Annotated in this window: 12 protein-coding genes and 1 other RNA gene; 4 read left to right on the top strand and 9 right to left on the bottom strand. The window is 71.4% G+C overall.

Translation table 11 applies throughout. The features are described 5' to 3' along the window. Position 1: 1 nt before the first annotated feature. The 4 genes from KDK95_RS25440 to KDK95_RS25455 form a co-directional block, all read right to left on the bottom strand. Complete coding sequence (locus KDK95_RS25440; protein ID WP_212520812.1) at positions 2–1378, bottom strand: glycosyltransferase family 87 protein; 1377 nt, start codon at positions 1376–1378, stop codon at positions 2–4. 169 nt (positions 1379–1547) lie between these two features. Further along, a complete protein-coding gene (locus tag KDK95_RS25445; RefSeq protein ID WP_212520813.1) occupies positions 1548–2825 on the bottom strand; it encodes a D-alanyl-D-alanine carboxypeptidase family protein in 1278 nt (425 codons plus the stop codon). A gap of 110 nt (positions 2826–2935) precedes the next feature. Then, positions 2936–4501 (bottom strand): cobyric acid synthase, encoded by a 1566-nt coding sequence (locus KDK95_RS25450; protein ID WP_212520814.1) that lies wholly within the window; start codon positions 4499–4501, stop codon positions 2936–2938. Next, positions 4494–5477, bottom strand: coding sequence for a cobalamin biosynthesis protein (locus tag KDK95_RS25455; RefSeq protein WP_212520815.1), 984 nt, complete (start codon positions 5475–5477; stop codon positions 4494–4496). The genes KDK95_RS25450 and KDK95_RS25455 overlap by 8 nt, the downstream gene beginning before the upstream one ends. A 65-nt stretch (positions 5478–5542) precedes the next feature. On the opposite strand from KDK95_RS25455, the gene cobC reads away from it, so the two are divergent. After that, positions 5543–6577: an Rv2231c family histidinol phosphate aminotransferase CobC gene (gene cobC, locus KDK95_RS25460; protein WP_212520816.1), complete on the top strand. Its 1035-nt coding sequence runs from the start codon at positions 5543–5545 to the stop codon at positions 6575–6577. Here the strand turns inward: cobC and KDK95_RS25465 are convergent. After that, a complete protein-coding gene (locus KDK95_RS25465; protein ID WP_212520817.1) occupies positions 6545–7336 on the bottom strand; it encodes a mechanosensitive ion channel domain-containing protein in 792 nt (263 codons plus the stop codon). The genes cobC and KDK95_RS25465 overlap by 33 nt on opposite strands. 116 nt (positions 7337–7452) lie before the next feature. On the opposite strand from KDK95_RS25465, the gene KDK95_RS25470 reads away from it, so the two are divergent. From KDK95_RS25470 to rnpB, 3 genes are all read left to right on the top strand, one after another. Further along, entirely contained in the window at positions 7453–8124 is a 672-nt protein-coding gene (locus tag KDK95_RS25470; RefSeq protein WP_212520818.1) for an HdeD family acid-resistance protein, read from the top strand. 28 nt (positions 8125–8152) lie between these two features. Further along, a complete protein-coding gene (locus KDK95_RS25475) occupies positions 8153–9358 on the top strand; it encodes a M20 metallopeptidase family protein (protein ID WP_212520819.1) in 1206 nt (401 codons plus the stop codon). 40 nt (positions 9359–9398) lie between these two features. Beyond that, positions 9399–9808: RNase P RNA component class A (rnpB, locus tag KDK95_RS25480), an RNA gene on the top strand. 385 nt (positions 9809–10193) lie between these two features. Here the strand turns inward: rnpB and KDK95_RS25485 are convergent. The 4 genes from KDK95_RS25485 to KDK95_RS25500 form a co-directional block, all read right to left on the bottom strand. Continuing rightward, positions 10194–11213 (bottom strand): NADPH:quinone reductase, encoded by a 1020-nt coding sequence (locus KDK95_RS25485; protein ID WP_212520820.1) that lies wholly within the window; start codon positions 11211–11213, stop codon positions 10194–10196. Between the two features lie 65 nt (positions 11214–11278). Then, positions 11279–12172, bottom strand: coding sequence for an aldo/keto reductase (locus KDK95_RS25490; RefSeq protein WP_212520821.1), 894 nt, complete (start codon positions 12170–12172; stop codon positions 11279–11281). Next, positions 12169–12726 carry a TetR/AcrR family transcriptional regulator gene (locus KDK95_RS25495; RefSeq protein ID WP_212520822.1) on the bottom strand — a complete coding sequence of 186 codons (558 nt, stop codon included), beginning with the start codon at positions 12724–12726 and terminating at the stop codon, positions 12169–12171. Before KDK95_RS25495 ends, KDK95_RS25490 begins: the two co-directional genes overlap by 4 nt. A gap of 374 nt (positions 12727–13100) precedes the next feature. Continuing rightward, positions 13101–13661, bottom strand: coding sequence for a TetR/AcrR family transcriptional regulator (locus tag KDK95_RS25500; RefSeq protein ID WP_212520823.1), 561 nt, complete (start codon positions 13659–13661; stop codon positions 13101–13103). Positions 13662–13696 lie beyond the last annotated feature (35 nt).

The raw sequence follows: 13696 nt of genomic DNA on the forward strand, positions 1-13696 counted from the left end.
CTCAGCACCGCCGCAGGATCCCCGCGGCCGCCGCGGCCTCCTTGGTGAGGCGCTCCATGGCCGCCTGGTCCCCCGCGTCGGCCGCGGGCTGGTCGGCCCGGGGGCGCGGCTCCACGGCGTTGCCGCCCGGCTGGGCGCCCGGCGGGACCGGCGGGGCGGGGCGCAGCGCGAAGACGAACAGCGTCACGACGGCCACCCACACGTAGGCGCTGCCGATGATCTGCTCCCACCAGCCCCAGCCGAGCTCCAGGTTGTTCTGGTGCGGGAACCACACCTGCGGCTCGGCGAGGAAGACGGCCGTGACGGCCGCCGCGCCGGCGAAGTAGCGCCAGCCCTGGGTCGGGCGCAGCCGCCAGCCCTTGACGAGCGCGCAGACGAGCACGGGAGAGGCCCACACCCAGTGGTGCGACCAGGAGACCGGCGAGACCAGCAGTTCCGTGCACGCCGTCAGCGCGAGCATGGTGACGGGCTTGTTCTGCTGGGCGAGCTTGAACAGGGCCGCTATGGCCGCGAGGCCGACGATCGCGCAGCAGGCGAGCCACACGGCGTTCTCGGTGCCGCCGTTCAGGTGGGCGCGGAACAGGATGCCCGAGATCGACTGGTTGCTGGAGAAGTCGTGCAGGCCTATACGGCTGGTGTCGAAGACCGTGGAGGTCCAGTACTGCCAGGAGTCCCGGCCGCAGAAGGCGAAGCCGAGCGCCGTCGTGGCGGCGAAGCCGCCCAGCATGTTCCGGCAGCCGCGCCAGTCGCGGCGCGCGATGTAGTACAGCAGGAAGACCATCGGCGTGAGCTTGAGCGCCGCCGCGACGCCGGTGAGCGCGCCGCGCGGCCAGCCGACCTTGCGGCCGCGCACGGTGAACCAGGTGCTCGGCAGCAGGCAGTCGAAGGAGACGAGCGCCATCAGCACGATGTTGATCTGGCCGTAGGCGAGCGTCGTGCGGACCGGCTCGATGAGCACGGCCAGCGGGAGCATCGCCGCGGCGAGCTTCCAGGAGCGGGCGCCGACGGCCAGCCGCGCGGCGCGCAGGAACAGCGCCAGCACGCTGAGGAACAGGCTCAGGCTCACCGCCGTCATCACGACGCCGGCCGCCGTGTTCGACATCAGCGCGAGCGGCGCCATCAGCACCGCCGAGATCGGCGGATACGTGAACGGCTCGAGCATCCCGTTCGCGATCGGCGGCAACGGGCCGTAGAGCGCCTTCCCGTGCATCCAAGCCTGCGCACCGACGCGGTATACGTCCAGGTCGAGCCGGTAGACCCCGAAATTCAGCCGGCCGTTCTGGTACGTGAGCAGACTCACCAGGAAGACGATCGCGACCAGCGCGGCGAGCACGATCTGACGGTGGGTCGGTCGGCGCTGGGCAGCCACGAAGGTCACCCGCTTCCACCCCCTTCGGTCCGCCCCGGCACAGGGCGTGTTCTGATCGTGAAACACCGTTGATGGTAGCCGACCCCGGCGTTGCGCTCCTTACCGGCACCACCCGGGCGCCCGCACCGGCCACGGCGCCGTCGCGGCCCCCTGCGTCAACCCCCCGTTCAGGCTCCCATCAGCGCTTTGCCGCGGCTTTTTCCGAAATCGCGGTGCCTTCGGCGAGTCGGATGAGCGGTATGGTCACGCTCGCCGCCGATCCGCCCGTCTGGGTGACGGTGAGCGAGGAGGCGGAGATGTCTCCGGCGACTTCGACCCGGTACTCGAGGCCCGGCCAGCCGACCACGTCGAGCCCGTCCGCCACGCCTAGGTTCGCGACTGTGCGCCCGCCCTGCCTGAGCGCGGCGACCGACCGCCCCGTCGATGCGACCGTGGCTTGGCCTATCTGTCTCTCCGCGCTGGCGACCAGCGCCTTGGCGGCGTTCAGCGCGGTGTACGGGATGCCGGACGAGCCGGGCATGCCCAGTACGACGCCGATGATGGTCAGCCGGCGGCCGCCGACGGTGATGTGCGCCGAGAACAGCAGGCAGGATCCGGCGGCGGCCGTGGTACCGGTCTTGATGCCGTCGATGCCGTACGAGCCGAGGTCCCGGTTGACGTTGTAGACGGTGCCGGCCTCCGGCACGCTCGCGCTGTCCTCGGAGACGATCGAGGTCAGCGCGGGCATCTTCTGCACCGCCTCGGCGAGCCTGAGCAGGTCGCCCATCGTGGAGACGGTGCTGGCGGCGAGCCCGGCCGGGTCGGTGAAGTGCGAGCGGGTCATGCCGAGCGCGCTCGCCTGCCGGTTCATCGCGGCCAGGAACGGGTCGATCGAGCCCTTGTCCCATATCGCGAGGATGTCGGCCATGTTCCCGGCCGACGCCAGCATCAGCGCCTCCAGTGCCTGCCGTTCGGTGATCCGCTCGCCGGTCTCGGTCTCCACGGCGGACTCGTCCTCGTCGATCGCCTTGGAGTACGTGGCGGCCATCGCGCTGGTCAGTGTGATCGTCGGACCGGAGGAGGTCGCGGTCAGCGGGTGGTCGCGCAGGACGACGTACGCGGTCAGCGTCTTCGTGATGCTCGCGATCGCGTGCTGCGAGGTCATGCTGCCGTCGTGGCCGAGCAGCCCCATCCCCTCGACCTCGATCGCGGCGCTGCCGGAGGACGGCCACGTGAGGCTGACCGAGCCCGGATAGACGTACCGGTTCGCCGTCGTCTGCACGAGGCGCGTCTGCGCCCCGTCCGTGTCGTGCGGATCGGCGGCGGTGACAGTCAGGCCGGGCACGTACCCGGGGCCGCCCACGGCCAGCGACCAGCAGGCCGCGCCGAGCATGCCGAGTATGGCCAGTGCGAGCCCTGCGATCAGACTCCTCCGACTGCCGAACTCACCCACGTACCCCTCGACTCTCTTCGCCACACGCCCCGCGTTCTCGTCACTCGGTCAGTACAACGCCGAAACCGCGATCCGGGTTGCGGCCCCCGCGAATCTTCATGCACCTCATGAGATTCGATATCAGATTCACCCGATCACCAGGCGGATCGACGCGCTGATCCGGGGGGCAGCAGGGCGAGCGAGGGGGTCGGTCCCAACGCGATGAGCCGCAGCAACGCGTCCGTGTCGAGGTGCTCCTCGACGGCGTCGGCGAGCCGGTCGTACTGGGCCACTCGGGCGGCGGCGAACTCGGCTCCGGACCGCGGCCGCGGTCCGGCGACCCACTCCAGCAGCGCGGCGCGGAACGCGTCGGATTCCAGGGCGCCGTGCCAGAGCGTGCCGAGGACGCGGCCGGACGCGCAGCCGTCCAGCGCATTCGAGGCCGGGTCCGCGGCGGCGGTCATCAGCGGATCGCCGCCGAACACCTCGACGACGCCGTGGTGGATCTCGTACGCGGTGGTGATCGGCGCGCCGAGCGCGTGGCCGGTCGGACGTGCCAGGGTCTTGCTTTCGGCGAACGCCGTGCGGACCGGGAGCAGCCCGAGGCCCTCGACCCGGCCGACGCGGCTCTCCACCTCGTCCTCGATCGTGTGGCCGAGCATCTGGTAGCCGCCGCAGACGCCGAGGATCGCGCCGCCCTTGGCGTGCCGGGCGAGGATCGCGTCCGCGATACCGCGGCTTCGCATCCAATCCAGGTCGCTCACCGTGGCCTTGGTGCCCGGGATCAGCACGAGGTCGGCCTCTGCGATACCGCGCGGGGACGTCGTGAACGAGACCTCGACGCCGGGTTCGAGGCGCAGGGCGTCCACGTCGGTGAAGTTCGACACGCGCGGCAGGTGCACGACGGTGACGGTCAGCGGCGCGACCCCGGCCGGCGCCGGCTTCGCGGCGATCGGTCCCGCGGCTTCGAGGGTGAGCGAGTCCTCGGCGTCGATCCAGAGATCGCGCAGGTACGGCAGCACGCCGAGCGTGGGCCGTCCGCTGAACTTGTGGATCATCTTCAGCGCCGGATCGAGCAGCGCCGCGTCGCCGCGGAAGCGGTTGACGATGAACGCTGAGATCAGCGCCTGGTCCTCGGGTTCGAGCAGCGCGACCGTGCCGTGGAAGGCCGCGAACACGCCGCCGCGGTCGATGTCGCCGACGACCACGGTCGCCAGGTTGCGGGACCGGGCCAGGCCGAGGTTGGCGAGGTCGTTCTCGCGCAGGTTGATCTCGGTCGGCGAGCCCGCGCCTTCGCAGATCACGACGTCGTATTCGGCGCGCAGCGAGTCGTAGGCGTCGAGGACGTGCTCGCGCAGCTCACGCTTGAGGTCCTGGTAGGAGAGCGCGTCGGCGTTCGCGTAGGGACGGCCGAGCAGCACGACCTGGCTGCTGCGATCCGAGCCCGGCTTCAGGAGCACGGGGTTCATCCGCGGGTCCGGGGTGATGCCCGCGGCGGCCGCCTGCATCGCCTGCGCGCGGCCGATCTCGGCGCCGTCTCCGGTCGCCGGGTTCACGCAGACGGCCGAGTTGTTGGACATGTTCTGTGACTTGAACGGCGCAACGGACACACCCTGCCGCGCGAGCCAGCGGCAGATTCCGGCCGTCAGCACGGACTTCCCGGCGTCCGAGGTCGTGCCGGCCACCAGCAGGCTGCCCCGCGGCGCCGAGGGCTCAGCCACGTCGCAGCCCCCGACGTCCGAGGACGGCGCCCGCCGCCAGCAGGATCGCGGCGCTCGTGCCGACGGCCTTGGAGAGCTTGTTGGCGCGCGCGATGTCGAAGCCGCGCGGCGCCCGGCCGTTGCCCAGCTGGGGGCGCTCCTCCACCCGCGAGCCGTACACGTTCGTGCCGCCGAGCCGCACGCCGAGCGCGCCGGCCGCCGAGGCCTCGCAGTGCCCAGCGTTGGGGCTCGGGTGGCTGCGCGCGTCGTGCCGCAGCACGTTCCAGGTCTGCTGCCGCAGTCCGCCGACGGTCGGCGCGGCGGCGACCGTCAGCAGGCCGGTCAGCCGCGCGGGCGCCAGATTCAGCACGTCGTCCAGGCGCGCCGAGGCCCAGCCGAAGTTCAGGTACCGCTCGTTGCGGTGGCCGACCATCGCGTCGAGCGTGTTCGCCGCGCGGTACGCCAGCAGGCCGGGCGTGCCTGCGACCGCACCCCAGAACAGCGGCGCGACGATCGCGTCCGAGGTGTTCTCAGCCACCGACTCGATGACCGCGCGTGCCAACGCCGTCTCGCTCAGCCCGCGCGCGTCACGGCCGCACAGCCGCGGCAGCCGTTCGCGGGCGCCTGGAAGGTCGCCCTCCTCCAGCAGGTCGCCGATGGCGGCCGCCTCCCGCCGCAGCGAGCGCGCGCCGATCACGGTCCACGCGGCCGTCGCGGTCGCGGCCAGGGCGAGTCCGCGGCGTGGCCCGACCGCCCGGTCGACGGCGGCGCCGAGCGCGGCGGATCCGCCCACGCATGCCGCCGTGAAGAGCACGCCGCGCATGCGCGAGTCCGCGTAACAGGAGCGCTCGAGTGTGCGCGCGGCACGGCCGAAAAGCGCGACAGGGTGCCCCTTCTGCGGATCGGCGAGTATCGAGTCTGCGGCGTAGCCGGCGAGGAGACCGGCCGCGAGTGCTGTGGCGGACGCGGTGGTGGTGGACCTGGTCTGCGTGCTCACCCGGGGATCGTAGCGACACCGCACGCCGTTTGGATGCCCCAGGCCCGGCAAGCCATCATGGCCGCATGACCGACGCGCCCGACCTCAGGCACCACGGCGATCGCGAGGTCGGCCCCGGATTGGTCGATCTGGCGGTCAATGTCCGGGTTCCGGTCCCGCCGCGGTGGCTGCTCGACCGCATCGCGGCCACGCTGCCGGGGCTCGCCGCGTACCCGGATGCGGCGGATGCCACAGCGGCCGTCGCGCGGCTGCACGGTCGTCCGGTGGACGAGGTGCTGCTCACCTCGGGTGCGGCGGAGGCGTTCGTCCTGCTCGCGCGGGCGTTGCGGCCGCGGCGTGCGGTCGTCGTGCATCCGCAGTTCACCGAGCCGGAAGCCGCGCTGGCGGCCGCCGGGCACGAAGTCGCGCGCGTGCTGCTCACCGCGGCGGACGGCTTCCGCCTCGACCCCGCGCTCGTGCCCGGCGACTCCGACCTCGTCGTCATCGGCAATCCGACGAACCCGACCGGCGTGCTGCATCCGGCGGCCGAACTCGCCGCGCTCGCGAGGCCGGGACGGACGCTCGTCGTCGACGAGGCGTTCATGGACGCCGTTCCCGGCCAGCCGGAATCCCTGTCGTCCGCGGAGCTGCCGGGCCTCGTCGTCCTCAGAAGCCTGACGAAGACCTGGGGCCTGGCCGGGCTGCGCATCGGCTACGCGGTCGGCGACCCGGCCGTGCTCGCCGAACTGCGCGAAGCCCAGCCGCTCTGGTCGGTCTCCAGCCCGGCGCTCGCGGCCGCGATCGCGTGCAGCGAGCCGTTCGCGCAGGCCGAGGCGGAGAGACTCGCCGTGGTCGCGGAAGCCGACCGGCGCTATCTGGAGCGGCGGCTGCTGGAGATCCCCGGCTTCGCGCTGCCCGCGCGCCGAAACACGCGTGCGCCGTTCGTGCTCTTGCATGTCGAAGGCGCCGACAAGCTGCGACTTCGGCTCCGTGAGCGGGGATTCGCGGTACGCCGTGCCGACACCTTCCCCGGTCTCGGCCCCGACTGGTTGCGGATCGCCGTCCGGGAGCGGGCCGTGACGGACGCGCTATGCGCGGCGGTCCGGCAGTTCGGCGGCTAGCAGCGGATCGGCCGCCGGCTGCGACGCCGGGGCCTGCGGCATGTCGGGCTGGTCGTCGAACACGCCGGGCGGGCCGATGACGGCCGTCAGGATCGTCGAGTTCGGCAGCAGCAGTTCGCCGCGCGCCGTATCGAGCCGCACATAGGTGAGCGTCATGTCGGTGACCTCGCCGGTGTACGGACCGCCGATCGGCCCCGAGCGGATCGAGATCTTCTGGCCGACCGAGACCGGCCGCACGACCAGCAGGATCAGCCCGGCGAAGAAGTTGTTGAGCGACTGCTGCGCCGCGATGCCGAGGATCACCCCGGTGATCGAGGCGCCGAGGGCCAGCCGGGAGATCGGCACGTTCAGCGCGCCGAGTGTGCCGAAGATCACCAGCAGGTACCCGGCGACGAGGCAGATCCAGCGCAGGCCGACCTTCCGGTCGTCGCCCACCCGGGACGGCACGGCGTGCAGGATCTCGCTGGTGGCCGAGCGGACCGCGGTCACCCCGGCGGCGAAGAAGACGACGGCGCCCGCGACCGCGCAGATCGTGGCCACCTTGCCGTGGTGCTGGAAGTAGGCGATCGGAGCGTTTTCGCCCAGCACCCCGCCGGACGCCCAGGTCAGCGCGAGGCCGAGGCAGGCGACGATGGCGGCGGCGAGCGCGCGCCGGAAGTCGGCGCTGATCGCGTGGTTGATGGCGGTCAGATGCTGCTGCCAGGGGTCGGGCGAGTCGTCCTCTCGCTCCTTCTGCGACGGATCAGGAGTGGCGGACATGAGAGCATCGTACCGAGAACGCCGGGGCGCGGAGCAGCGCCGATGCTCTCCGGTCGTGACCGACTGTGACATAGTGTGACTAAGCGTCGGAATAGTGCTGAAGGCGAGCGGGAATCATGAGCGATCCGCTGGAGGGAGAGGTCGTCCAGCCGGGCTCCGGCGACGGTCCGGGCGGCGGGGGACGGCCGGGAGGCCATCCGCGCATCCCGGGACCGCTCGAGGCGGGCCGCTTCCGCAAGATGTGGCTGCTGCCGGTGCTCTTCGGCGGCGCCGGCGTGGTGCTCGGCCTGCTGGTGCTGATCTGGCCGGGCCACACCGTCAAGGCCCTGACGGTCCTGTTCGGCGTCTACCTGGTGCTGACCGGCGGCTACCGCTTCGTGGCCGCGCTCCAGCTCAAGGACGTCGACGCCGTGGCCCGGGCGGTCGCGCTGGTGCTCGCGGTGCTCTCCTTCGCCTTCGGCGTGGTCTGCCTCGCCGAGCCGTTCACCGCGGCCTCCAGCCTCGCCCTCGTGATCGGCGTGTTCTGGCTGGCCAGCGGCGCGCTCACGGTGTTCGGCGCCCGGCAGCGGGCGCGCAGCACGCCGGGCCGCTCGCCGGGGATGACCGGCGGCGTCTTCGCGATGGTCGTCGGCCTGCTGATCATGGCCTTCCCCGGCGCCAGCCTGGTCGTGCTCGCCTGGATCCTCGGCCTGTGGCTGATCTTCTTCGGCGGCACGGCGCTGGTCACCGGGCTGGTCGCGCGCAAGGTGCTCGAGGCGGCGAAGCACGCCGCCTTGTACTGGCCATAGCCCGTCGGTGCCCCTTATGCTCCGGGGCATGTCGAACGATGCCGCGGCAGTCACCGCAGACGCACAGGAAATCGCCTCCGACCTGGCCGAACTCCGTCGCGCGATCCACCGCGAGCCGGAGCTCGGGCTCGTCCTGCCGCGCACCCAGGAAAAGGTGCTCGGCGCTCTCGACGGCCTCGGCCTCGAGCTGACGCTCGGCAAGTCCCTGAACTCCGTCACCGGCGTGCTGCGCGGCGGCAGGCCCGGCCCGACGGTGCTGCTGCGCGGCGACATGGACGCGCTGCCGCTGCGCGAGAGCGCCGTGCACGACGTGCGCGTCTCCGACTTCGACGGCGTGATGCACGCGTGCGGCCACGACCTGCACACCAGCATGCTCGTCGGCGCCGCGCGGCTGCTCTCGGCGCGGCGGGAGAGCCTGGCCGGGAACGTGCTGTTCATGTTCCAGCCCGGCGAGGAGGGCGAGGACGGCGCGGGCCACATGCTCGCCGAGGGCGTCCTCGACGCGGCCGGAGCCGCCCCGGACGCGGCGTACGCGATACACGTCTTCAGCAACCAGATCCCGCGCGGCGTCTTCAGTGCGAAGCCCGGACCGCTGATGGCCTCCTGCGCCGACCTGCGGGTGACTGTGCGCGGCAGGGGCGGCCACGGCTCGTCCCCGTTCCGCGCGAACGACCCGATCCCCGCGGCGTGCGAGATGGTCGTGGCCATCCAGACCGCCGTCACCCGCAAGTTCGACATCTTCGACCCGGTCGTGGTGACCGTCGGCTCCTTCCACGGCGGCACGAAGGAGAACATCATCCCGGAGACGGTCCACTTCGACGCCACGGTCCGCACCTTCTCGCAGGCCACGCAGGAGAAGGTGCGCCCGGTCCTGGTCGGCCTGATCGAGGGCATCGCGCACGCCCACGGCCTCGAGGCCGAGGTGGACTTCGCGGGCCTCTACCCCGTCACCGTCAACGACGCGGCCGCCGTCGACACCGTCGAGCGCACCGTCGGCGAGCTCTTCGGCGACCAGCGCTTCGAGCGCCTCGCCAACCCGCTCGCCGGCGCCGAGGACTTCTCCCGCGTGCTCCAGCGCGTTCCCGGCGCGATGGTCTTCCTCGGCGCCGCGATCGATGGCCGCGACGTGGACACCGCGCCCTCCAACCACTCGCCCCAGGCCGCCTTCGACGACAGCGTCCTGCCCGACGGCGCCGCCCTGCTCGCCCAGCTCGCGCTCGGCCACGTCGGCTGACGCGTCAAGGTCCTTTGACGCGCTAAACTGTCCGACGCGGCGAGTCGGTCGGGCGACCGCGAGCACGCCGGGCGACCGGCGCGTTCGAGGAAAGTCCGGGCTCCACAGGGCAGGGTGGTTGGTAACGCCAACCCGGGGTGACCCGCGGGACAGTGCCACAGAAAACAAACCGCCGCCCGGGCCCGACAGCCCGCGGCGGTAAGGGTGAAACGGTGCGGTAAGAGCGCACCAGCGCCCACGGTGACGTGGGCGGCTCGGTAAACCCCACCCGGAGCAAGGTCGAGAAGGGCCGGACACCGTCCGGCCCGCGCAGATGCCTGAGGGCTGCCCGCCCGAGTCTGCGGGTAGACCGCTGGAGGTGCGCGGCGACGCGCATCGTAGATGGATGGTCGCCGCGCGCCCCGCCAAGCGGGGCGCGCACAGAACCCGGCTTATAGATCGACTCGCCGCTTCCTCCAGGTCTCTGACCTGGGGGTTTGCGCTCTGCAAGTGTTCGAAATGTCGCCGCGGGTTTCCACCGTTGTTCCACTGCGCAAAGTCGTTCGCGTTTCCGCAGGTCAGCGCGTCGCAGTGGTCGAATTGCTTTCCGGGTGTTCCCGGGTGGGCACGTTTCGCGACGTTTCACGGTGGGGCTGAGGCAGCGTTCGAGATTCTATTGGGTCAAATTCGAGAGTTTGTTCTGGCTTCGGGGCGTCGTGTGATCGGTCGCGAGTCGGGCCGTTTCGGGTCGGGGGTTGACGGTCCGGCAAGTGGACTACGGGGCGGGCCCTGGAGGCGGTCTAGGCTTGAACGCAGCCGGGCCCGTCGCGGCCATTCGCGTCGCGTCCGGCGGGCATCAGGGTGCGATGTCCACGAGGACCTTGCCGATGGCGCCGCTTTCTACTGCCCGGTGTGCGTCGGCGGTGCGGTGGAGGGGGAAGCGGATCAGGGGCAGGCCGTGGTCTTCGCCGACGGGCAGTGCGCCGTCGTGGAGCGCGGCGGTGACGTCCTCGACGGCTGCCGCGCGTGCTTCCGGGCCGGCCGTGTAGAGCACGAGGAACTGCAGGCGTGCGTTGAGCACCATGTTCTGTAGCACGTTCAGTTGGACTGGTTTTCCGCCGTCGTTGGCGTAGGTGGAGATGGTGCCACGCGTCCGCAGCACGGCCAGGTCCAGTGCGAGGTTCGCGCCGAGAGCGACTTCGGTGATGATGTCGACGCCGTTCGGGGCGAGTTCGCGGATCTCGGCGGCGGGGTCGCCTTCGCGGTAGTTGATCACGTGGTGGGCGCCGGCTGCGGTGGCCAGCCGGGCCTTCGCAGGGCCGCTCACGGTGCTGATCACGGTGGCGCCGGCCCAGCGGGCGAGCTGGATCACCGCGTGCCCGACCGCCCCGGCCCCGCCGGTGGCGAGCACGACCTTGCCGTTCAGCGCCCCGGGGGCGAGGCGGCGCGGCCCGTCCTCGGCGACGGTGAGCGCGCGGTGCGCGGTCAGTGCTGGGACGCCGAGCGAGGCGCCGACCTCGAAGTCGGTGTTCTCGGGCAGTGGTACGGCCCGGTCGGCGGGTACGACGGCGTACTCGGCGGCGGTGCCGGTGGGTCGCCCGGCGGCGGCCATGAACAGCCAGACCGGCTGGCCGGTTCGGGCCTGGTCGACGCCTTCACCGACGGCGTCGATCACGCCGGCTCCGTCGAGGTGCGGCGTGATCTCGGGGAACTGCTTGGCGTGGGCGACGCCGGAGCGGGCTTGCACGTCGGTCGGGTTGACTCCGGACACGGCGATCCGGACGCGCACCTCCCCGGGGCCCGGAGAGGGCAGGTCCCGGTCGACGAGTTGGAGAACGTCGGGGGTGCCGTTGTCACGGTAGATGATTGCCTTCATGATCCGTCCTTCGGGTTAGCTGGATTCGAGGGGTCGCGCTCGGCTGTGGTCTTGCCGGTTTCTCATCAGCCCAGGGCGACGGCGTTGGAGCGGGACTCGACGGCGTCGAGGCTGGCCAGGGCCGCGGCGTCGAGGCTGGTCGCGGCGGCCGCCATGTTGGCCTGCAGATGGGCGGGATCGGCCGTGCCGGGAATGAGCAGCAGATGCGGGGCGTGATGCAGGAGCCAGGCGAGGCCGACTTGTGCGGGTGTGGCGCCTGAGGATGCGGCCGCGGCGTGCACGGCCGGTTCGTCGGTCACCTTGGGCAGTCCTGGTAGGGCTCCGCCGAGTGGGAAGAACGGCACCCAGGCGATTCCCTCGGCCGCGCACAGCGCGAGCATGTCCTCGTCGTCGCGGGAGACGAGGCTGTAGGCGTTCTGCACGCAGACGATTCCCACGGGCAGGGCGCGGCGCAGGCCGTCGATGGTGACGCAGCTCAGGCCGATCGCGCCGATCTTGCCCTCGTCGCGCAGCGCGGCCAGCTCAGCGAGCTGGTCGTCGAGGTCGACGACTTGGTCGCCTTCGGGACGCAGGCCGGGCCCGGAGTCGAGACGGCGGAGGTTGACGACCTCGAGTCGCTCGACGCCGAGGCTGCGCAGGTTGTCCTCGACGCTCGCGCGAAGCTGTCCGGCTCGTTGCGCCAGGCGCAGTGGCAGGCGCCCGCCAGGGTTGGGGTCGGCGCCGACCTTCGTGACGATAAGGACGCCGTCCTCGGGGCGCAGCGTCTGACGGATCACGTGGTTCGCGAAGCCGAACCCATAGAACTCGGCGGTATCGACGTGCTCGACGCCTAGCTCGATCGCGCGGCGCAGCAGCGCGACGGCCTCGCCGGGGCGCTGCTGCAGGCGCTCGAGCTGCAGTGCGCCATAGCCCACCCGGAAGACGGTGCGGCCGGCGAACGCGGCGGTCAAGGCGGTCATGAGGCTGCCTGCTCGGTCGGGGACTGCAGGGAGGTGTGCAGCAGTTCTGCCAGATAGAGCGCCAGGACCCGCTGGGCGATCGGGGCGGCGCGTTCCCGGGCCTCGGCTGGTTCGAGACCTTCGAGCTTGACCAGCCAGGCCTCGATACAGGTCTGCATCATTGAGCGCAGCCGGTCGATCATGTCGACCAGGACGCCGCGGATGATCGGGTCCACCGTCGCCTCGCCCCAGACCTGCACCGCGACCCGGGATTTGACAGGGTCGATGCCGTCGATCAGGCGGGCGAGCAGCTCGTCGGGGTCGGGCGGGCTCTGGCTCGCGGCGTACGTCCCGAGGAGTTCGGCGTGCTTGGCGAGCGCCGCGTGGGCGGAGGCTTGGACCAGTTCGGCCTTGTTGCGGTAGTGGGTGTAGATCGAGCCGGCGGACAGCCCGGACTCGGCGGTGATCTCGGCGATCGAGGTCCGCTCCAGGCCTTTGCGGCTGAAGCAGCGGAGGGCGGCCTCGGTGATCTGAGTGCGCCGGAGTTCCTTGCGTGCGTCGGTAAGCCGCGGCACGGCGTCCTCCTCAAAAAGAATGGCGGTTCTGGTAGGGGTCCTAGCTTATACAGAACCCGGGTTCTTTTTGAAGTGGGGTGCGTCGCACTCGGACGGGCCCGGCCCTCGCGGATGCTCCAACCTGCTGGTGACGGGCCGGTAAGCGCGGACCAGACTGTCCATCCAAGCCCCGGCGGTCTTGCCCCCCCGGCGCACTCTTCCGTCCGCCCGACTGACGCCGGGCGGACGTATGGCATCTGCGGCACAGGTTCCATGCACGAGTCGCAGACCGGGCTCGCGCCGCCGCGTGCTCTGCAATCGCTCGTTCGACGCCGGCCTGCGACGGCGGAAAGACGCTGCCTGGGCGTGGTGTTTCTCGACTTACCCGGCGCGTCTCATCCGTCGGCGAGGCGTTGAATGGTGGCAGCCAGCCAGGCCTGGAGTTCGGCAGGATCGCCGAGTTCGGAACGCAGAACCCGGCGGCGGGTGGAGACGCCGAGCACGAAGGCGTCGATCGCCGCGGCTCGGTTGCGGGCGTCCGCGTCGCCCAGGCCGGACGCGCGCAGGTAGCGGTGCAGCGGCTCGAGCGAGCTCGAGTCGAGGAACGCGGCCAGCGCCTCCGCCGCCTCCGGGCGTTCGCCCGAGGCGCGTTGCAGCACGAGCAGCGGATCCTGCCCGGGCATGCCGAACCAGCGCTCGACGATGCTCGACGCCAGGCGCGCACCGAGCGCGGAACGCTCGCCGTCGAAGGAGTTCGACACCGGGATCCGCACCCGGGTCGCCGCCAGGAAGAGCCCCTCCTTGCCGCCGAAATAGCGTGTGATGAGGTTGGGCGAGACGCCGGCCGCCTCCGCCACGGCTTTGACCGTGACCGCCGCGTACCCGTGCTGGGCGAACTGGTGTTGCGCGTGCTCCAGGATCCGCGCCCTGGTGGCGGCCGCGTTGCGCGAATTCATGTATACAAGCATACACATGATGTGTACGCTCATAC

The sequence above is a fragment of the Actinospica acidithermotolerans genome (assembly GCF_018139625.1).
GTDB classification, from domain to species: domain Bacteria; phylum Actinomycetota; class Actinomycetes; order Streptomycetales; family Catenulisporaceae; genus Actinospica; species Actinospica acidithermotolerans.

Coding starts and splice junctions, on each gene's coding strand:
- cobC (WP_212520816.1), top strand. CDS start 5,543: ATGACCGACGCGCCCGACCTCAGGCACCACGGCGATCGCGAGGTCGGC.
- KDK95_RS25465 (WP_212520817.1), bottom strand. CDS start 7,336: ATGTCCGCCACTCCTGATCCGTCGCAGAAGGAGCGAGAGGACGACTCG.
- KDK95_RS25470 (WP_212520818.1), top strand. CDS start 7,453: ATGAGCGATCCGCTGGAGGGAGAGGTCGTCCAGCCGGGCTCCGGCGAC.
- KDK95_RS25475 (WP_212520819.1), top strand. CDS start 8,153: ATGTCGAACGATGCCGCGGCAGTCACCGCAGACGCACAGGAAATCGCC.
- KDK95_RS25485 (WP_212520820.1), bottom strand. CDS start 11,213: ATGAAGGCAATCATCTACCGTGACAACGGCACCCCCGACGTTCTCCAA.
- KDK95_RS25490 (WP_212520821.1), bottom strand. CDS start 12,172: ATGACCGCCTTGACCGCCGCGTTCGCCGGCCGCACCGTCTTCCGGGTG.
- KDK95_RS25500 (WP_212520823.1), bottom strand. CDS start 13,661: ATGAATTCGCGCAACGCGGCCGCCACCAGGGCGCGGATCCTGGAGCAC.